Raw genomic sequence first — 18,975 nt, forward strand, 5'->3', positions numbered from 1 at the left:
GAGAGCGGCGGGGCGGGGGCCCGCCTCCCGCAGGAAGAGCCGGGTGGCCCCTCCCCCGCCGCAGCCCCGTGTCCACCATCGAGTCGTACCCGCCCTCCGCCAGCCACCGGCTGCCCTGATTGCCCTTGCACAGGTGGAAGCCGAAGGTCACGCCCGGCCATCTCTCCATCACCCAGTTGTCCAGCGCGACGCCGTAGGCGACCCAGTCCTCGGCCGACCAGCCGCGCTCGGCATAGAAGCCGGCCCACGCCGGGTCCAGCACGAGCGGGTAGTGGGGGGCGTCGAGCTGGATATACTCGCACCCCAGCCGCGCGAGCTCCGCCACCTCGTCACGGATGATCCGGGCCACGTCCTCCAGAAATGACTCGATGGTGGGGTAGGCGCCCGCGCGGTCCGGTCCCTGCCACACGCTGGCGAAGAGGCTGGGGCTGGACAGCGTGACCTTGGGAATGCGCGACGTCCGGGCGCGCAGATAGGCGAACTCCTCCGTCGAGAGCCGCCGCCGCACCCGCAGCGCCCCGGCCACCGAGAGCCCCTCAGGCCGGGGCCGGTTGACGCCGCCGACGGCATCGTTGCCGTGCCAGTCGCCCCAGAGGAAGGCGTCGAGGCCGGCGTTCTCGAAGCCGTCGACGGCCTCCGTGAGCTGGCTCTGGAAGGAGAGGCGGCGCATCTCGCCGTCCGTCACCACCTCGAGGCCCGCCGCCTCCTGCGCGGCGACGGCGTCGTCGACGGCCTTATCCTCGATGCGCTTGAACTCGGCAGGCGGCATCGTGCCCGCGTCCAGGGCGTCGCGGGCCGCCTTCAGCGCCGGCGGGCGCAGCATGCTGCCGACGACGTCCGTATGGGGGTGCTGGTTCATGGGCGGTAGTGTGGCACGGCGGTTAACCGCGCGACAAGGACGCTGCGGCGGCGCCGCCGCTCCCCTGTCCCAGCCTCACCCTTACCCTCCGGCGGCCCAGCGGGCCAGCGCCTTCTCCGGTGAGGGGATCTCCGCGACGGACGTGTAGTAGGAGTGCTCCCACCCGTCTTGGGGCAGGCCCGTGAAGAGCATGAGGTTGAGTGGGTAGCGCTCAGAGTCCGTGACGCGCCGGAAGTCGTCCCGGAAGAGGAACGTCGGCTTCCCCAGGGCGATGGCGATGCCCAACTCCACCATGACGCCCTCGTCCGGCGGCGCCCCGTTGACCACGGCGAAGATCGCATCCGCCTCCCGCACGTCCCGCAGGTCGGATTGCCCGACGCCGTAGGCCCACCCCGGCTCCATGTTGGCCGTCTGGTTGTTGCGCTCAAAGGGCTCCCATACTTCAAGCCCCAGGGATTCCAACGCCGACACCAACTCCGGCAGCAGGGTCGCGCGCTGCTGCGTGGAGAACCCGTAGGCATTGGCGAGGTACACAGTCTTGCGGCGGCCAGTGGTCGTTTCCTCGGCATCCATGATGGCCTTCCCCTTTGAAGATAGCGTGCAATCGTAGCCGATAGCGGCCGCAGCGGCAAGGTGGACGGCGGGGAATCGGTCCAAGCGCCAGGACGGACACCGCGCAGGTTAACAATACGCTGATGAAGCCCCGCTGCCGCAACGGCTGCGTCCTGAATCTCGCCGGGTGCACGTCGAGTGTCTCCTGGGCATTGGGGCAGCAGACCTCTGCGTCAAAGCTGGAAAGGGGTTGTCACCGCCAGCGGCTCACGCTACAGTGGAAGGCGCTCAACACAGGGAGGGACCGTGGACAACGCAGAGAACGCCAAGAAGAGCGGCCTTGACCGGCGGCAGGTCCTGGGGCTTGGGGCCGCCGCCATCGCCGTCGCCGCCATCGCATCCCTGCCGCTGCGGGTCAACCCCTTCCGCCGCTCCAACAAGATCGAGGGCGTTCCCGGCGAGGGCTCCATCTTCCAGCCGCGCCCCGGCGCCGTCCAGGAGTTCCTCCGCAACCACGGCAAGTAGCCCCGCCCCCTCGCAACGCCCTCCCCTATCCCCCAGTCGACGTGCGCCCAGCCTCAGCCCGCCTATGCCCGCCGCGCCGGGCGGTCTCCCGTGCCCACTGCCGCCGCCCCGGTAACCCCGTGATGCGTCCCATGCTGACGGGTATTGACGGGAGATATACACTAGTGCCGCCCTTAAACATTTCATAATCAATTGTTGTGTTGCTTAATCAATGCAGAGTCCGGTAATTGACTGGGTGTTGGGTCATGCAAGAGTACCTGCGATCGTTTAGAGGAGACCTGCTTGGGGGCGTCACCGCCGCGGTGGTCGTCCTGCCGGTGGCGTTGGCCTTGGGCGAGGTCTCCGGGCTGGGCGTGCTGGCCGGGTTGTACGGGGCCATCGCGGTGGGCTTCTTCGCGGCGGTGTTCGGCGGAACGCGGACGCAGGTTTCCGCCCCTACGGGGCCCATGGCCGTGGCCATGGCAGTCGTCGTCACCCTTCACGCGGACAACCTCGCCGCCGCCTTCACCATCGTCATCATGGCCGGGCTTTTTCAGGTGCTGCTGGGACTTGCGGGCATAGGCCGGTTTGTCGCCTTCACCCCGTACTCGGTCACCTCCGGCTTCATGTCCGGCATCGGCATCATCATCATCCTGCTGCAGACGCTCCCGTTCATGGGGATGCCGGTGGCGGAAGGCGGGGTGATAGGCTCCATCAAAGGCTGGGGCGAGGGCATAACCAACCTCAACCTCAGCGCCGTCGCCATCGCCGCCGTGACGCTGGCCGTTGCGGTGCTGTGGCCCGTGCGGTTCCGGCGCATCCTGCCGCCGACGCTGGTCGCGCTCGGGGTCGGCACAATGATGGGCGTACTCTGGCTGACGGAGGCGCCCGTCATCGGCAACGTGCCCACAGGCCTTCCCGTGCTGCAGTTGCCGGACCTCTCGGTGAACATCCTGCTCAGGGCCATACAGCCCGCCCTGACCATCGCGCTGTTGGGGTCCATTGACAGCCTGCTGACGTCGCTCATCGCCGACTCCATGACGCGGACCCAGCATGCCCCCAACCGGGAGTTGGTGGGGCAGGGCATCGGCAACATGGCGGCGGGCTTCCTGGGCGGAGTGCCCGGCGCCGGGGCAACCCTGGGCACCATCGTCAACATCCGCGCCGGCGGCAGGACGCGGGTCTCCAGCGTCATCCCCGCGTTCGTCCTGATTGGGCTGGTGATGGGGCTGGCCAAGTACGTGGAGGTCATTCCCTTCGCCTGCCTGGCAGGAATCCTCATGAAGGTGGGCTGGGACATCATTGACTGGCGGTTCCTCACCCGCATCCTGCGCGTGCAGCGGGAGCACCTGCTGGTGATGGGCATCACGCTGGCCCTGACGGTGTTTGTGGACCTGGTGACCGCCGTGGCCATCGGCCTGATCACGACGGGCATGGCAACCTCCCGGCAGTTTGAGCGGCTGCAGCTGGAAAGCGTGCTCTCCATCCCCATGCTGGACAAAGCCTTCCTCAGGGCCGCCGAACGGCCGGACGTCGACGAACACTCCGCCCATGTGGGCATCGTCGCCCTCCGGGGCGCCTTCACCGTAGCCTCCTCCCACAAGCTCATCAACGCCATCAGCAAGGACATCAGCGAGCACGACGTGGTCATCTTTGACTTCACCCCCACGGTATTCATGGACGACAGCGCCGCGCTGGTCATCGAGCAGCTCATCGACGACGCTCTGGCAGAAGACACCGATTGCATCGTCATGGGTCTGACCGGGCAACCGGCCAGGACGTTGAGGGCCCTCAACGCCCTGAGCCGCATTCCGCAGGACCGGATTGTCCCTGACAGGCAGTCCGCCCGAGAGGTTGCCCTGGCGCTGTTGGGGATGGAGGCCGCGGAGGAGCCGGACCTTCCGGAGGCGGCGGAGTCCACCGCGCCCGCAGAAGACTTCCGGCGCGGCATGCTGTCCGGCCTGGGCAGCGCGGCGTTGGTCGTCCTCGCGGGGGCTGCCCTGCTGCTATGGCGCAGGCCCTTCGCCCGCCCCCCGGCCGCCCACGATGCAGACCCCGCAATTTTCCAAAGGCCCGGCGGCGCGGCGCCGGCGGCATGGCACAACGCGCTGGCGTCCGAGAAGGCGCGGCTGGACGCACAATTTGCGGCGGGCGGCCTGGACCCGGAGACGTACTGGCGGCAGCTTGCCGACCTGGCCTCGCAGGCCGGGGGTCCGAAACAAGCCGGGGAGACCGACGACAGCAGCGCGCGACGACGGGCCGCCGAAACACCCTGCGCGCCATCGGGGTTGATACGGGCGCCGGCCCGTTCATCCCGAACAGGGACCAGGTCCGCGGCTTCATCTTGGACGCCGCCACCGGCCGCCTCACAGAGGCGGCCGCGGGGTAGAGCGGCCGCCGTTCCTCCAAGCTCGACGGCATTCCCGGCGAGGGCTCCATCTTCCAGCGCCGCTCGACGCCTGCTTCCCCCGGTTGGCGTCCGCCCAGCCTCAACCTGCCCATGCCCCCGCGCCGGACGGCCTGCCGTGCCCATCGCCGCCCGGGTGACCCCTGTGATGCGTCCCATGCTGACGGATATTGACGGGAGATATACACTAACGCCGCCCTGAAACGTTCCGCCATCAATGGTGTGCGGCTTTGTCAATGCAGAGTTCGGTTATTGGCTAAGTGTTGGGCCATGCAAGAATACCTTCGATCGTTTAAGGGAGACCTGTTCGGTGGCGTCACCGCCGCGGTGGTGGGGCTGCCTGTGGCGCTTGCCTTCGGCGAGGCCTCCGGGCTGGGGGCGCTGGCCGGCATATACGGGGCCATTGCCGTCGGCTTCTTCGCGGCGGTGTTCGGCGGCACGCGCTCGCAGATCTCCGGCCCCACGGGCCCCATGGCTGTCGCGATGGCCGTCGTCGTCACCCTCCACGCCGACAACCTCGCCGCCGCCTTCACCATCGTCATCATGGCCGGGCTCTTCCAGGTGCTGCTTGGCGTCGTGGGCATCGGCCGCTTCATCGCCTTCACCCCGTACTCCGTGATCTCCGGCTTCATGTCGGGCATCGGCATCATCATCATCCTGCTGCAGACGCTGCCTTCCATGGGGATGCCGGTGGCGGAAGGCGGACCCATCGGCGCCATCAAGGGCTGGGGAGAGGGCATCGCCAACTTCAACACCGCCGCCTTCGCCATCGCCGCCGTCACGCTGGCCGTCGGCATCCTGTGGCCCGCGCGGTTCCGGCGCATCCTCCCGCCGACGCTGGTCGCGCTGGGCGTCGGCACCATGATGAGCGTCCTGTGGCTCACCGACGTGCCCGTCATAGGCTCCGTCCCGACGGGCCTGCCGGCGCCGCAGTTGCCGGACCTGTCCCCGGGCCTCCTGGCTGGTGCGATCACCCCCGCGCTCACCATTGCGATGCTGGGGTCCATCGACAGCCTGCTGACGTCGCTCATTGCGGACTCGATGACCCGGACGCAGCACCATGCCAACCGGGAGCTGATAGGGCAAGGCATCGGCAACATGGCGGCGGGCTTCCTCGGCGGACTTCCCGGCGCCGGCGCGACGATGGGCACCGTCATCAACATCCGCGCCGGGGGCAGGACACAGGTCTCCGGCGTCGTCCGGGCCGGCATCCTGCTGGCGCTGGTGCTGGGCCTCGCCAAGTACGTGGAGGTCATCCCCCACGCCTGCCTCGCGGGCATCCTCCTGAAGGTGGGCTGGGACATCATAGACTGGCGGTTCCTCGGGCGCATTGTGAAGGTGCAGCGGGAGCACCTGCTGGTCATGGCCCTTACCCTGTTCCTGACGGTGTTCGTGGACCTGGTGACCGCCGTCGCCATCGGCCTGATAGCGGCGGGCATGGCCACCTCCCGGCAGTTTGAGCGGCTGCAGTTGGACAGCGTGGTCTCCGTTCCGCTTCTGGACAGCGTCTTCTTCAAGGGGGCCTACCGCTCCGGCACGGTCGAACCCGACGACTTCTCGGCCCGCGTGGGAATGGTCGGACTACGCGGCGCGTTCACCGTCGCATCCTCCCAGAAGCTGATCAGCACCATCAGCAAGGACGTCAGCGAGCACGAGGTGGTCATCTTCGACTTCACCAGCACCGCCTACATGGACGACAGCGCCGCTCTGGTGGTGGAGGAGCTCATCGACGCGGCCCTGAACGAGGACACGGAGTGCATCGTGATGGGCCTGACCAGTCAGCCCGAATTGACGATGCTGTCCCTCAACGCCCTGAAGCGCATCCCGGAGGACCATTTCGCCGAGGACATGGACGGCGCGCGGGAGATCGCCGCGCGGCTTCTCGGGCTGGAGCCGACGACGACTCCGGCGTAGGTCGAAATACGCCCTCGTCCGCTCCGCCTTGCCCATCCCCCCTGGTACGCGCTACACTCCGCGCACCGTACGGAGGACTCATAGAGGAGGCATGCCATGTCAGCCATTGACGATGTTCTGCAGGGGAACGCCCAATACGCCGCCGGCTTTGACAAGGGCGGCCTGCCCCTGCCGCCGGCCCGCGGCCTGGCCGTGGTTGCCTGCATGGACGCGCGCCTCGACGTTCACGGCCTGCTCGGCATCAGCGCGGGCGACGCCCACGTCATCCGCAACGCCGGCGGCGTGGTGTCCGACGACGCCATCCGCTCCCTGCTAATCTCGCAGCGATTGCTGGGAACCCGCGAGGTCATGCTCATTCACCACACGGACTGCGGCATGCTCACCTTCCGCGACGACGACGTGAAAGACGCCATCCAGGCTGACACGGGCCTGCGCCCATCCTTCTCCCTGGAGGCTTTCGGCGACCTCGAAGGCGACGTGCGGCAGTCGATGGCGCGCATCCAGACCAACCCCTTCATCCCGAACAAGGACCAGGTCCGCGGCTTCGTCTACGACTGCGCAACCGGCCGCCTCAACGAGGTCTCCGCCGCGTAGGATGGCGGTGCGCCACCGGCCGCCTGCGCCGCCGTCGTCTTCGCAGGCGACAGTAAATCAACCGTCTCGCGTTTGTATCTGATGCGGCACATTTCAGCTACAGCTCGAAAAATTTCCCAACAGCAACACCCCCCCGTGTTTAGCCGGACTCGGCCCGTTTCAGGTCGCGCCCGCATGCCCGCGGAAGGCCCTGTTGCTGCACATGGCTGCGTCGTTCATGGAGCGACGGTAGGGGAGCGCGCCGGTTTCGCGCAACGTGGCGGTGTCAGAGTCGCCGGCGGGGGTGCGCCGGCGCACCCCGTTCGTAGCTGTTCCGTTGCACGGAATCGGTTGACACTCCCAATGCAGTTGCGATATTCTTCACAAGTTTGAAACGGCAGGGAGTCGATGGACCCGAATTTCATCACTGACCAGCAGTGGATCGAGTACCGGCACCTCGTGTCTTTGCTTTGGCTTTTCCCGCTGCTGGTATTCGCTTTTGCCACCTGTCTGTTGCTGCGCTTTGCCATCCTGCCCTCGCTGTGGAACAGCCGGGGTGAGGAGGTTGCCAGGCATGACCCGCTGTGGAGCAGGCTCCACACGCAGGTGGTCAGGGGGCAGGGGACATGGGCGCTGTCGCAGTGGGGGCTGCTGCTGGCGGCCTTCGGCGTGGCGGTGGGCCTGCTGTTCGTCTTCTTTGTGGCCCAGTCCTGGGCAAGAGGCGTCATAGAGGAGACCTTCAACCGATGGTGGATCTAGCTCCGCATCCCGGCAACACCATAGCTACGGAGTGCGCATTGAAGGCCAACTGCAAGGGTAGGGTGTCCTGATGCCACGGATGCTCATTCCCATCGCCGCGGTGGTGGTCGTCGCCGCCTTCTTCCTGCCTCTCGGCTACGTCTTCTTCGTCGCCGGCGAGGCGGGCACCATCGTGCTCGGCATCGGCATCATCGTCGCCGTCCTCGCCATCGCCGGGCTTCGCTCGCTGGAGGGCTACCTGGACCGGGGCGGGCAGATCCTGGGCGGGCGCATGGTCCTGCCGCAGGGCGTCATGCCCTTCTGGCTCCCGACGCTGGCCGTCATCGTCGTCGCGGGCACGCTGCTGGGACTGGGCGGCCTCTTCATCGTGACCGGCCACAACGCGACCATCGTCCTGGGTCTGATCGCCATCATCGGCGTGCTCGTCGTGGGCGCGTCCATCGGCCGCATCGGCGGCGGCGATATGCAGTCACGCATGCGCGCCTTCATGCTGGTGACCACGCTGTCAATCGTGGGCGGCGGCTTCCTGCTGGGCGGCGCCATCTTCAGCGGCAAGGTGCTGGGCCACTACTTCTGGCCCATCGACCAGGTCTTCGTCGTGACGCCCGAGCAGCCGATAGCCTTCCCGCACCCGCCGCACGTGGAGCGCGCGGGCATAGACTGCGTGTTCTGTCATCGGACGGTCGAGACGGCCGCGGCGGCCAGCATCCCGCCGGTCCAGCAGTGCATGTTCTGCCACCAGGTCATCGCGACGCAGAGCGAGGAGGTGGTGAAGCTGGCCGCGGCGTGGGACACGGGCGAGCCCATCGCATGGGTGCGCGTGCACCGGCTGCCGGACCACGTCCGTTTCGTGCATGAATCGCACATCAGCTTCTTCTCGGAGAAGGACAACGTCCCCGCCAGCGCCGTGTGCAGCGTGTGCCACGGCGACGTGGGGGCCATGACCACGGTTTCGCAGGTTGAGCAGCTCCAGATGGGGTTCTGCGTCGACTGCCACCGGCAGAACAACGCGCCCACGGACTGCACAACCTGTCACTATTAGGGGTTGAGGACCAGAATCGTATGGCGCTGACGCGGCGGCAACTGCTGAAGTACTCCGGCCTGGGGCTCCTGGGCGCGGTGGTCTTTGCCGGTTGCCGCATCCCGGACCGGGAGTTCATCGCGGAGAGTCCCGTGATGATCCCCGAGGACCTGGTCTACGGCGACGACCACTACTTCGCGACCCTCGCCCGCCCCAACACGGGCGTCGAGAGCGTGCTGGTTCGCGTGATGCAGGGCCGCGCCAAGAAGATCGAGGGCAACCCCGACTACCCGATGAGCCGCGGCAAGCACTCGGCGCAGGCCGAGGCCGTGCTGCAAGAGCTCTACCACCCCGACCGCATCGCGACGCCGCTGCGGCGCGTCGGCGACCGCGGCGCCGGCGAGTTCGAGTCCATCTCGTGGGACGAGGCTCTGGACGAGTTGGCCGCGCGGCTCAACGACCACCTGGTCAACCCGGACACTATCGCCTTGATCACGGGGCCCCTGCGCGGGACGCTCGGCACGGTCGTCTCGCAGTTCGCCGACAACTACCAGCTACGCCGCTACGCCTTCGAGGCCGTCGACCAGACGGCGGTGCGCACGGTCTTCAACCGCATGTACGGCCAGGACCGGCTGCCCACCTTCGACGTCCAGAACGCCCACTACGTCCTCTCCTTTGGGGCGGACTTCCTGAGCCACTGGCACGCGCCGCTCCACTACAACTGGCACTACGGCGAGTTCCGCGGCGAGACCGGCGGGCGCGGGAAGCTGGTGCAGATAGAGCCCCGCTTCTCCCTGACCGCCGCCAACGCCGACCGGTGGGTCTACGCGAACCCCGGCACGGAGGGCGTGCTGGCCATGGCCATGGCCAAGGTCATCCTCGACAGCCGCGAGGGCAACCCGGACGGCATGGCCGCGCTGCGGGAGACTATCGAGTTCAACGCGCTGCCGATGGAGACCGTCGAGGAGATCACCGGCGTCAAGGCTGGCGTCATCGAGACGCTGGCCCACGACTTCGCGGCGAACCAGCCGGGCGTCGCCATCGGCGGCGGGCTGGCCGCGGCGCAGACCAACGGCCTCTTCAACATGACGGCCGTCTACATGCTCAACGCGCTGGTCGGCAGCGTCGGCAAGAAGGGCGGCGTCATCTTCAACCCGCCGGCTCCCATCCCCAACGTTGTCAGCAGCGCCGCAACCAACCCCCTCATGGACTTCCAGCGGCTGGCCGACGACTTCCGCGGCAACCGCATCAACGCGGTGCTCGTGCGCGGCGTCGACCCGGCCTACGGCACGCCCGGCTCCATGCAGTTCGGGCGGGCCATGCGCGAGAACGTGCCCTTCATCGCCAGCTTCTCCAACTTCATGGACGAGACGACGCTGCTGGCCGACCTGGTGCTGCCCGACATGGCAACGCTGGAGGCCTGGGGCGACGACGTCCCGGAGCCGGGCCCCGGCTACGAGGCCGGCGCGCTGCAGCAGCCCGTGGTCATGCCCTTCGTCGAGGGGCGGGCCTTCGGCGACGTGTTGCTGGCACTCGTCGACGACCTGGGCGGGCGCACGACGATCAAACTGCCGTGGGCCAACATTCAGGAAGCCGTCCGCGCGGAGGCGCAGGAGCTCTGGATCAAGAACCGCGGCTCCGTGCAGCAGTTCTCGAACTTCGAGGAGTTCTGGGTCGCCATCCTGCAGCGCGGCGGCTGGTGGGACACCAACGCCACGGCCCCGGCGCCGCAGGCCCCCGACCTCAGCGCGGATCCCGGGAAGGCCCTGCCGGCCTTCTCCGGCGGCGCGAGCACCTACCCGTTCCACCTGCTGCCCTTCCCGTCGCATTCGATGGGCGACGGCTCCGACGCGCACCTGCCGTGGCTCCAGGCCACGCCGGACCCCATCACCACCGCGGTGTGGAGCACCTGGGTGGAGGTCAACCCCCGCGACGCCGACGCTTTGGACATCCGCGAGGGCGACGTCGTCACCGTCGAGTCCGCGCAGGGGGCCATCGAGGCGCAGGTGTACGTGAACCCGGCGACCGCCCCCGGCACCGTCAGCGTGCCGATGGGGCAGGGGCACAGCAGCTTCGGCCGCTACGCCGAGGGCGTCGGCAGCAACGTGATGGAGGTCCTGGACGCCGTCTCCGACGAGACGACGGGGGCGTTCGCGTGGGGCGCGACGCGCGTCCGGATCGAGAAGACTGGCCGTCGCGAGCGCGTGCGCAAGTTCGAGGGCATGGTCGTGGCGCAGACGCTGCCGCACCGCACGGTCTACGAGATCTCGACGGGCAACGGCGGAGGCGCGCACTAGCATAGCAAGAGCAATGAGGCCCGCGTGGGGCGCGGGCTTAGGAGGACCCGGTGGCAGTAGAGCGAAAATGGGGCATGGCGGTGGACGCCGACAAGTGCACGGGCTGTCAGGCCTGTGTGGTCGCGTGCCAGTCAGAGAACAACATCCCCATCAATGAGCCGGACCACTTCCTGCAGCGGCGGGCCATCCAGTGGATCCGCATCGAGCGGTACTGGGAGGGCGAGTTCCCGGACGTGAAGGCGCGCTTTGTGCCCATGCTCTGCCAGCACTGCGAGAACGCGCCGTGCGAGTCGGTCTGCCCGGTCTTTGCCACCTACCACAACAACGAGGGCCTGAACGTCCAGGTGTACAACCGCTGCATCGGCACGCGGTTCTGCGCCAACAACGACCCGTGGAACGTGCGCTTCTTCAACTTCTGGGAGCCGGTCTGGCCGGAGCCCCTCCGCAACCAGCTCAACACGGACGTGACGGTGCGCAGCCGCGGCATCATGGAGAAGTGCCCCTTCTGCATCCAGCGCATCCGCCGCACCACGCGCGACGCGGGCATCGAGGGCCGCGAGGTCGAGGACGGCGACGTCGTCCCGGCGTGCGTGCAGTCCTGCCCCACCAACGCCCTGGTCTTCGGCGACCTCAACGACTCGAGCAGCCAGGTCGCCCACCTGCGGGAGGACGGCCGCCAGTACCGGATCCTGGACCACCTTGGCACGGAACCCAGCGTGCACTACCTGGCCAAGATAGACCCCTACGCGGCATCGGAAGGGGAGCATGCATAACGGCGGACCACACGGTCACCACGTAGACCTGCTGGAGCGGTCCTCGGAACAGGCCGCCGGCGAGGTGCTGGGCTGGACGGAACGGACCGGCCCGGTCTACCTGCTGGTGGTGCTGGTCCTGGCCGCGCTGGTGGCGCTCGGCGTGGTGGGCTTCGCGATGACGGCCGCGGACGGCGGGCTCGACACCCACCACCCGTGGGGCTACCTCGCCGCTGCCCTCGCCTTCATCATGACGACGAGCCTCTCGGCGCCGCTGGTGGCGATTGCTCCTCGCTTCGGCAAGGCGCACTGGAACCGCTACGTGTCGCGCATCGCCGAAATGTGGGGCGCCGTCGGCCTGGTGGCGCTGGTCATCCTCATCCCGCTGCTCCTGACGCTGCCGCCCGCCGACGACCGCAACACGATGCTGCTCTACGACACCATCGTGGAGGGCTGGCCGGTCGGCGCGCCGCACCTGTACGTGGCGCTGGTGATGGTCTTTGTGGTCATCAACGGCTTCGGGCTGCTGTGGGCCTCGGCCATCCCGGACTTCGCGCTGGCCAAGGGCCGCGTGGGCGGCCTCCGGGGCGCGCTCTACTCGAGGCTCTCCCTCGGCTGGGTGGGCTCCAAGCGGCAGTGGCGCGCGCTACGTGCGGGGCTGGGCGTCCTGGGCGCCCTCTACTTCATGTTCATCGTCTGGGCGCACACCGTCATCAGCTTCGACTTCGCCCAGAGCCTGGTGCCCGGCATGCGCGACTCGGTCTTCCCGGCGTGGCAGGCCCTCGGCGGCCTGCAGGCCGCGCTGGCGACGGTCATCGTGACGTCCTTCGTCGTGCGCAAGCTCGGCTTCTTCAAGGACTACATCGGCGTCAACCAGTTCTGGAGCATGGCGAAGCTGATGCTCGCGTCGTCGCTGCTGTGGATGTACTTCTGGTGGTCGGGCTTCATCATCTACTGGTACGGCAAGACGCCGGCGCAGCAGGACCTGCTGCAGCTCATGTGGTTCGGCCCGTACAGGACCATCTTCATCATCACCATCCTCCTGTGCTTCGCGTCGCCGCTCTTCATCCTGATGTGGAACCCGGTGCGCAAGAGCATCCTGGGGCCGACGATCGTGGGGTCGCTCATCATCATTGGCCACTTCTTCGACAAGATACGGATCTACGTCTCCTCCTACTCGGTGGAGGAGTACACGGGCCATGTGCTCAAGGAGGTCCCGGCGGCGGTGACCCCCGGGGCCGGCGACGCCCTCATGATGCTCGGCGTCGTCGCCGGCGCGCTGCTGGTGTTCACGCTGGCCATCAAGGTGGTGCCCATCGTCAATCTCTGGGAGATTCGAGAGGGCTCGATGCTGCAGGTGGTGCGGCCGTTCAAGAGGCTGCCGCTCAAGATCCTGGCGAAACCGGAATAGGCCCTCACCCCGTCATTCCCGCGAAGGCGGGAACCCAGAGGGGTGGAGGATGGACGGGCATGAAGATAGAAGACCGGAACAGGAAAGGCTAGGCGACAGGGATGCAACTGCGCCCCGTTCTGACAGAGCGGGATATCAACCGCGATCTGCTGCGGCCAGTGCTGGCGACGCCCCTCTGGTTCTACTTCCTGATGGGCGGGCTGGCCATTGGCGTGTGCGTGGCGATCGGCGGTTTCGCGTGGGCCATCAACCACGGTACGGGCGTGTACGGCATCAACCGCCCCGTCATGTGGGGCTTCCTGCTGGTCAACTTCGTGTTCTGGGTCGGCATCAGCCACGCCGGCGTCATGCTCTCGGCCATCCTCCGCCTCAGCAACGCCGAGTGGCGACGCCCCGCGACCCGCGCGGCGGAGGTGCTCACCATCTTTGCGCTGGGCACCGCGGCCCTGCACCCGCTCTTCCACACGGGCCGCCCGTGGCGCATCTACTGGTCCATGCCCCCCGGCTACGACCTCGGCCGCGGCATCTGGCCCGACATCCGGTCCCCCTTCGTCTGGGACCCGACTGCCATCTCGACGTACCTGACGGGCACGACGCTCTTCGTCATCCTGCTGCTCATCCCGGACCTGGCCGTGCTCCGCGACCGGTCCTCTGGGCTCATGCACAAGGTGTACGGCTTCATGAGCCTCGGCTGGAAGGGCAACACGCGGCAGTGGAAGCTGCAGATCATCGCGGGCTTCCTGCTGTCGGCGCTCATCCTGCCCGTGTTCGTCTCGGTGCACAGCATCGTGTCGTGGGACTTCGCGGTGCAGATCGCCGTCGAGGGCTGGAACGCGACCATCTTCGCGCCGTACTTCGTCATCGGCGCCGTGCACTCCGGCGTGGCCGGCGTGATCTCGGTGCTCGCGCTGCTGCGGTGGATGTTCCGCTGGGAGAACTACATCCGCGACGACCACTTCGACGCCCTCGCGCGGCTGATGATCGTGGTGGCGACGGCGTGGTTCTACTTCTTCGTCATCGAGTTCCTGCTGGGCATCTACCCCAACGAGGAGCCGGAGCTCTCGCTGCGGATGCTGCAGGTCTTCGAGTGGCCCTTCAGCGCGACGTTCATCATCTTCGTCCTCATGGGCTACGTGGTGCCCGTGCCGCTGTGGCTGTTCAAGAAGGTGCGGACGAACGTGGCCCTCATGTTCTGGACGACACTCATGGTCAACATCGGCATGTGGCTGGAGCGTTTCATCATCATCATCCCCAGCCTCATGCGCAAACAACCGCTCACATTCAACTGGGGCTCGTACAACCCGAGTCCCATCGAGCTGATCCTGGTCGCAGGCAGTTTCTGTCTCGTGTTCCTTGGCGTTCTCACGTTCTCCAAGTTCTTCCCCATCATCCCGCTGGCGGACGCCAAGGAGGGGGTCGCATTGGAGACGCACGTTCGGGTAGGCAAGGTGATGGTCCCGGCCGCGTACCGGGAGGAATAGGCTAAGCGAGGCGAGCTATGGCAGGCAGAAGCGTTCTGGGAGTGTTCAAGGAGGTCGACGAGGCCGTCGACGCAGCCGACAAGCTGCGCGAGAGCGGCCTTGAAGACTTTGAGGTGCTGTCCGGCACCCCGTACCCGGAGGGGGCCTTCGGCGAGAAGGTGGCCAACCACCGTCTCTACGTGTGGCCGCTGATGGGCGCAATGCTCGGATTCTCCATCGCCGTGCTGGTGACCGCGGGGACGCAGCTCGCCTACCCGCTGGTGACCGGCGGCAAGCCCATCCTCGCCCTGCCCGCCATGTTCATCATCGCCTACGAGGGCACGATGCTGGGCGCCATCATCTCCACCATCATCGGCGTCATCTTCGAGTCCCGCCTGCCCAAGGCCAAGCTCGACCTGTACGACCCCCGCATCACGGAGGGCTACATAGGCCTCGTCGTCGTCGCCCCGGAGGGCGAGGCGGAACGCGTCGATGCCCTGTTCAAGTCGGCCAACGCCGCAGACGTCCAACTGGAGCCAGTGAGCGGCTAATGTTGCGAATGTTGCACACCGGAGGCAGCCCCACGCGCCGGCCGTTCGCCCCTGGGCGAGCGGTGGCACGTCGTGGCGTCGTGTTCGCCCTTGCGGCGATCGCGTTGCTGCTGCTCGCCTCCGGGTGTCTTGCCAAGAGCGGCAGCTACGCCCCCATCGACTGGGCGGCGGAGATGCACTATACGCAGACCTACCGGCCCCAGGAGCCGCCGCGGCTCGATTCGCCGCCCGGCGCCGTGCCGTTCAAGTTCGCCGGCGACGAGCGCACGCTGACCCGCGCGCCCCACGTCGACCCTTCGGACTACACGTCACTCGTCAACCCGCGCGCCGGCGAGGCCGCACCCGGGACAGCAGGCTACGATCAGGCCGTCGAGCTCTACCGCTGGAACTGCTCCCACTGCCACGGCATGGAGGGCGCCGGCGACGGCCGCGTCAACGAGTTCCTGACCGCCTACAGCTACGTCCCCGTACCGAACCTCGCCGACGAGGCCACTGTCGAGAAGACGGACGGCGACATCTACGGCATCCTGACCGACGGCGTGCTGGTCATGCCCGCCTTCCGGAACCTCCTGTCAGTCGAGGACCGGTGGCTGCTCGTCGACTATGTCCGGCAGCTCCAGGAAAGCTAGCCACGGCGCGGCCTTCCCCCGCAGTGTGCCCATGTCCTACGATTATTGGTGCGCGCGGCACTAGTCCGCGCCCGGAGCGGTGACGTACGTGGCGACAGTTCGGCGGCTTGCACCTGTAACGCTCGTCTCGAGCATGGCGGCGCTCGCGCTGCTGGCCTGCACCTCCGCCGTCTCGCCGCTGTCACCGGAGGAGCAGCGCGCGCAGGCCGTCGACCAGTCCCTCATCTGCCCCATCTGCCCCGGCGAGACCATCGACCGCTCGCAGGTGCAGCTCGCCAAGGACATGCAGGTCATCGTCCGCGAGCAGATCGACGAGGGACGCACCGACGCGGAGATCCGGCAGTTCTTCGTCGACCGCTACGGCGAGCGGGTGCTCGCCGCGCCGCCGCGCGAGGGCTTTCACTGGCTGGTGTGGGCCGTGCCGCCCACGGGCATCGCGCTCGGGCTGCTGGCCCTCTTCTGGGTGACGCAGCTCATGGGCCGGCGCCCGCCGGAGCCGCAACCCGCCGAGCGTCTCGCCGGCGGCGAGGGCGACCTCGCGCCCTACCTGCAGCAGGTGGATCGCGAGCTCGCCGGCGACGGGCCGGCGACGGGCGACGAGGACAGCAAGGAGAACACGTAACTGATGGCGAACTTGGGCTCCCGCTTCCTCCATCCCGGCGAAAGCCGGGATCCAGGGGCGCGGGGCAGCGGGTCGCAGGCCAAGGGGTAGGCTCCCGCTTGCGCGGGAACAACGGAAGGGGAGAACACGTAACACATGGCTGACCTGGGCTCCATAACGCTCCTCCTCGCGGTGGCCCTCGCCGCCTATGCGGGCGTCGGCTCGCTGGTTGGTCAGTGGCGCCACGCCCCCGAGATGCTCCTGAGCGCCCGCTACGCCGCCTACCTGACGCCCTTCATGCTCGGCGTCAGCATGGTCGTCCTCATCCTCGCCTTCGTAGACCACGACTTCTCGCTGCGCTACGTGGCTGGCAACAGCAACCGCGCCATGGACCCGTGGCTCACTTGGGTCGCCTTTTACGCCGGCAACGAGGGCTCGCTCCTCTTCATCGCCGCCATCTTCTCGGGCGCCGCCGCCCTCGCCATCCGCCTCGCGCCCGACGAGGTCCGCCCGGCCCTGCCCTTCACCACCGCCGTCCTAATGGCCGTCACCGTTTTCTTCGTCGCAGTGATGATGACGATGGCCAACCCCTTCTACGAGCTCCCCGTCACGCCCCCCGACGGCCAGGGCATCAACCCGCTCCTGACCCACCCCGGCATGTTCTTCCACCCGCCCATGCTCATGTCCGGCCTCATCGGCGTCGCGCTCCCCTTCGCCTTCGCCATCGGCCACCTGCTGGCCGGGCAGACCGGCGACGAGTGGGTCGACACGGCGCGCACGTGGGGCCTCGTCGTCTGGGCGACGCTGACCATCGGCCTGCTGCTCGGCGCGTGGTGGGCGTACACCATCCTCGGCTGGGGCGGCTACTGGGCCTGGGACCCCGTCGAGAACGCCGGGCTGCTCCCGTGGCTGCCCCTGACGGCCTTCATCCACTCCATCATGGTGCAGCGGCGGCGCGGCATGTTCCGCATGTGGAACATCGCCCTCATCATCCTGGCATGGGGTTTCGCCATGTACGGGATGTTCATGAACCGGGGCGGCCCCGTGCCCTCCGTCCACTCCTTCGGCCAGTCGACGATGGGCTGGATCTTCCTCCTCTTCCTGGGCGTGAACCTCATCGGCGCATTCGCCGTCTTCTTCTGGCGCTACAACCGCCTCCGCAGCGACGCCCCGCTGGAATCGCGGCTCTCCCGCGAGGCCGCCTTCCTGCTCAACAACGTGCTCTTCCTGATGATCGCGCTGGTGACCCTCTGGGGCGTCGTCTACCCGCTGGTGACCGACGTCTTCCAGGGCGTCATCGTCACCGTCGGCCGCCCCTACTTCGACATCGTCGCGGGGCCGATATTCCTCGCGCTGGTCGCCCTCATGGGCGTCGGCCCGCTCTTACCCTGGCGGCGCTCGTCCGGCGGCGGGCTGCTGCGACTGCTGCGTTTCCCCATCATCATCGGGATCATTGCTGCCATCATCGCGGTGGCCCTCGGCGCGAGGGCCTTCCTCCCCGCCCTCGCCTTCGGCGTCTGCGGACTCGCGGCCGCGGGCATCGTGCGCGAGTGGGTGCGCGGCACGCAGGTGCGCCACACCCGCGGCGAGGGCTATCCCACGGCGTTCGGCCGCCTCATCATGTCCAACCGGCCCCGCTACGGCGGCTACATCGCCCACATCGGCATCGTGCTCATCGCCTTTGCGGCGACGGGCTCGTCGTTCTACAGCGTGCAGGACGACTTCTCCCTCGCGCCCGGCGAGCGCGCAGCCCTCGGCAGCTACGAGGTAGAGTTCCTCGGCAGCACCGCCACGCTGAAGCCCGACCGGATCGAGCGGCGCGCGCAGCTACAGGTCTACAAGGACGGCCAGCCGCTGGAGCAGGTCGAGGCCGGCTTTGCCTTCTACCCGGCCTTCTCCATGGCCGCGACGCGCGCGGGCATCCGGCAGACGCCCGTGGAGGACCTCTACATCCTCGCCAGCGAGTTCTCGGCCGACGGCCGCGCCCTCTTCCGCATCCACATCAACCCGCTGGTCGTCTGGCTGTGGATTGCCGGGCCCATCTTGGTGCTCGGCACCGTCGTCTCGCTGTGGCCGGAGCGCCAGCGCGCCGCCGCCGCCCTCCCCGCCATGCGCGCCGTGCCGGCAACATGAAGTCCCTTCCCCCAGCTGGGGGAAGGTTAGGATGGGGGGCAGCCCTTCTGCCTTCTTTTCAGCAAGCCCATCCCCGGCGCGAAGTCCGACCGAGGGTGAGCGGCGTTAGAGCCGGGCGGGGCGGAGCGGGTGCTGCCACTGGAACCCCTGAAACCGGCCAAAGTCGGAGTCCGTTGTGACCATGGTGCACCCATGCTCCACCGCAACCGCCGCATGCTGGGCGTCAGCGACCAGCTTCCCAGTGGCCCTGGCCTCGCGGCACAGGCGCTCGAAGATTTCCAGGTGGTCGGGCCCGGGGCCCACGACACGCGCCGTCGGCCGCTCCAGCAGGGCCGATATGAAGGCGAACGACCGGTCCAGGGTGGACGGTGGATTGAAGATGCGCGGGTTCGTGACCACGCGGACGAAACCCGACAGGACCAGAACAGACAGGGCAAACGGCTCAGGGCCGGTCGCCAGCCTTGTGACCCAGTCGGCGTACGCCGCATGTTCGGGGGAGGAGTCCTCCACGTGGGCGTAGACGAGAACATTCACGTCAGGGAGCAGCATTAC

General features: G+C 67.8%; 17 protein-coding genes. 14 read left to right on the forward strand and 3 right to left on the reverse strand.

The features are described 5' to 3' along the window. Nucleotides 1–859 (reverse strand): methionine synthase (locus OXC99_10435; protein MCY4625398.1); only part of this gene is annotated, 859 nt, incomplete at its 3' end. Nucleotides 860–940: 81 nt separating this feature from the next. After that, nucleotides 941–1,432 (reverse strand): nucleoside 2-deoxyribosyltransferase, encoded by a 492-nt coding sequence (locus tag OXC99_10440; GenBank protein MCY4625399.1) that lies wholly within the window; start codon nucleotides 1,430–1,432, stop codon nucleotides 941–943. Nucleotides 1,433–1,717: 285 nt separating this feature from the next. On the opposite strand from OXC99_10440, the gene OXC99_10445 reads away from it, so the two are divergent. From OXC99_10445 to OXC99_10510, 14 genes are all read left to right on the forward strand, one after another. After that, a complete protein-coding gene (locus OXC99_10445; GenBank protein ID MCY4625400.1) occupies nucleotides 1,718–1,936 on the forward strand; it encodes a twin-arginine translocation signal domain-containing protein in 219 nt (72 codons plus the stop codon). 245 nt (nucleotides 1,937–2,181) lie between these two features. Then, nucleotides 2,182–4,524: a SulP family inorganic anion transporter gene (locus tag OXC99_10450; protein ID MCY4625401.1), complete on the forward strand. Its 2,343-nt coding sequence runs from the start codon at nucleotides 2,182–2,184 to the stop codon at nucleotides 4,522–4,524. A 68-nt stretch (nucleotides 4,525–4,592) separates the two neighbouring features. Further along, complete coding sequence (locus OXC99_10455) at nucleotides 4,593–6,236, forward strand: SulP family inorganic anion transporter (protein ID MCY4625402.1); 1,644 nt, start codon at nucleotides 4,593–4,595, stop codon at nucleotides 6,234–6,236. Nucleotides 6,237–6,332: 96 nt separating this feature from the next. Continuing rightward, nucleotides 6,333–6,830 (forward strand): carbonic anhydrase, encoded by a 498-nt coding sequence (locus OXC99_10460; GenBank protein MCY4625403.1) that lies wholly within the window; start codon nucleotides 6,333–6,335, stop codon nucleotides 6,828–6,830. A 387-nt stretch (nucleotides 6,831–7,217) separates the two neighbouring features. Continuing rightward, entirely contained in the window at nucleotides 7,218–7,568 is a 351-nt protein-coding gene (locus OXC99_10465) for a hypothetical protein (protein ID MCY4625404.1), read from the forward strand. 70 nt (nucleotides 7,569–7,638) lie between these two features. Continuing rightward, nucleotides 7,639–8,610 carry a cytochrome c3 family protein gene (locus OXC99_10470; GenBank protein ID MCY4625405.1) on the forward strand — a complete coding sequence of 324 codons (972 nt, stop codon included), beginning with the start codon at nucleotides 7,639–7,641 and terminating at the stop codon, nucleotides 8,608–8,610. A 20-nt stretch (nucleotides 8,611–8,630) separates the two neighbouring features. Next, nucleotides 8,631–10,886 carry a molybdopterin-dependent oxidoreductase gene (locus OXC99_10475; GenBank protein MCY4625406.1) on the forward strand — a complete coding sequence of 752 codons (2,256 nt, stop codon included), beginning with the start codon at nucleotides 8,631–8,633 and terminating at the stop codon, nucleotides 10,884–10,886. Nucleotides 10,887–10,960: 74 nt separating this feature from the next. Further along, on the forward strand, nucleotides 10,961–11,659 hold the full coding sequence (locus OXC99_10480) for a 4Fe-4S dicluster domain-containing protein (protein MCY4625407.1): 699 nt from the start codon (nucleotides 10,961–10,963) through the stop codon (nucleotides 11,657–11,659). Then, nucleotides 11,652–13,049 (forward strand): hypothetical protein, encoded by a 1,398-nt coding sequence (locus OXC99_10485; GenBank protein ID MCY4625408.1) that lies wholly within the window; start codon nucleotides 11,652–11,654, stop codon nucleotides 13,047–13,049. Before OXC99_10480 ends, OXC99_10485 begins: the two co-directional genes overlap by 8 nt. A 101-nt stretch (nucleotides 13,050–13,150) precedes the next feature. Next, nucleotides 13,151–14,530, forward strand: coding sequence for a polysulfide reductase NrfD (gene nrfD, locus OXC99_10490; protein MCY4625409.1), 1,380 nt, complete (start codon nucleotides 13,151–13,153; stop codon nucleotides 14,528–14,530). 17 nt (nucleotides 14,531–14,547) lie between these two features. Beyond that, the gene (locus OXC99_10495; protein MCY4625410.1) at nucleotides 14,548–15,060 is read left to right on the forward strand and encodes a DUF3341 domain-containing protein; all 513 of its coding nucleotides are present in this window, start codon (nucleotides 14,548–14,550) and stop codon (nucleotides 15,058–15,060) included. 62 nt (nucleotides 15,061–15,122) lie between these two features. Continuing rightward, nucleotides 15,123–15,689 carry a cytochrome c gene (locus tag OXC99_10500; GenBank protein MCY4625411.1) on the forward strand — a complete coding sequence of 189 codons (567 nt, stop codon included), beginning with the start codon at nucleotides 15,123–15,125 and terminating at the stop codon, nucleotides 15,687–15,689. An 88-nt stretch (nucleotides 15,690–15,777) separates the two neighbouring features. Then, complete coding sequence (locus OXC99_10505) at nucleotides 15,778–16,311, forward strand: cytochrome c-type biogenesis protein CcmH (GenBank protein ID MCY4625412.1); 534 nt, start codon at nucleotides 15,778–15,780, stop codon at nucleotides 16,309–16,311. Between the two features lie 135 nt (nucleotides 16,312–16,446). Beyond that, nucleotides 16,447–18,423 carry a heme lyase CcmF/NrfE family subunit gene (locus tag OXC99_10510; GenBank protein ID MCY4625413.1) on the forward strand — a complete coding sequence of 659 codons (1,977 nt, stop codon included), beginning with the start codon at nucleotides 16,447–16,449 and terminating at the stop codon, nucleotides 18,421–18,423. A 105-nt stretch (nucleotides 18,424–18,528) separates the two neighbouring features. Here the strand turns inward: OXC99_10510 and OXC99_10515 are convergent, their stop codons facing one another. Next, nucleotides 18,529–18,972 carry a type II toxin-antitoxin system VapC family toxin gene (locus OXC99_10515; GenBank protein ID MCY4625414.1) on the reverse strand — a complete coding sequence of 148 codons (444 nt, stop codon included), beginning with the start codon at nucleotides 18,970–18,972 and terminating at the stop codon, nucleotides 18,529–18,531. Nucleotides 18,973–18,975 lie beyond the last annotated feature (3 nt).

The organism is Chloroflexota bacterium (genome assembly GCA_026713825.1).
Taxonomy (GTDB): domain Bacteria; phylum Chloroflexota; class Dehalococcoidia; order Lucifugimonadales; family UBA1127; genus UBA1127.

Bases quoted from the DNA above. Each gene is read 5' to 3' on its own strand.
- OXC99_10465 (MCY4625404.1), top strand. From the start codon at position 7,218: ATGGACCCGAATTTCATCACTGACCAGCAGTGGATCGAGTACCGGCAC.
- OXC99_10455 (MCY4625402.1), top strand. From the start codon at position 4,593: ATGCAAGAATACCTTCGATCGTTTAAGGGAGACCTGTTCGGTGGCGTC.
- OXC99_10475 (MCY4625406.1), top strand. From the start codon at position 8,631: ATGGCGCTGACGCGGCGGCAACTGCTGAAGTACTCCGGCCTGGGGCTC.
- OXC99_10470 (MCY4625405.1), top strand. From the start codon at position 7,639: ATGCCACGGATGCTCATTCCCATCGCCGCGGTGGTGGTCGTCGCCGCC.
- nrfD (MCY4625409.1), top strand. From the start codon at position 13,151: ATGCAACTGCGCCCCGTTCTGACAGAGCGGGATATCAACCGCGATCTG.
- OXC99_10495 (MCY4625410.1), top strand. From the start codon at position 14,548: ATGGCAGGCAGAAGCGTTCTGGGAGTGTTCAAGGAGGTCGACGAGGCC.
- OXC99_10485 (MCY4625408.1), top strand. From the start codon at position 11,652: ATGCATAACGGCGGACCACACGGTCACCACGTAGACCTGCTGGAGCGG.
- OXC99_10515 (MCY4625414.1), bottom strand. From the start codon at position 18,972: ATGCTGCTCCCTGACGTGAATGTTCTCGTCTACGCCCACGTGGAGGAC.
- OXC99_10510 (MCY4625413.1), top strand. From the start codon at position 16,447: ATGGCTGACCTGGGCTCCATAACGCTCCTCCTCGCGGTGGCCCTCGCC.
- OXC99_10480 (MCY4625407.1), top strand. From the start codon at position 10,961: ATGGCGGTGGACGCCGACAAGTGCACGGGCTGTCAGGCCTGTGTGGTC.
- OXC99_10450 (MCY4625401.1), top strand. From the start codon at position 2,182: ATGCAAGAGTACCTGCGATCGTTTAGAGGAGACCTGCTTGGGGGCGTC.
- OXC99_10440 (MCY4625399.1), bottom strand. From the start codon at position 1,432: ATGGATGCCGAGGAAACGACCACTGGCCGCCGCAAGACTGTGTACCTC.
- OXC99_10460 (MCY4625403.1), top strand. From the start codon at position 6,333: ATGTCAGCCATTGACGATGTTCTGCAGGGGAACGCCCAATACGCCGCC.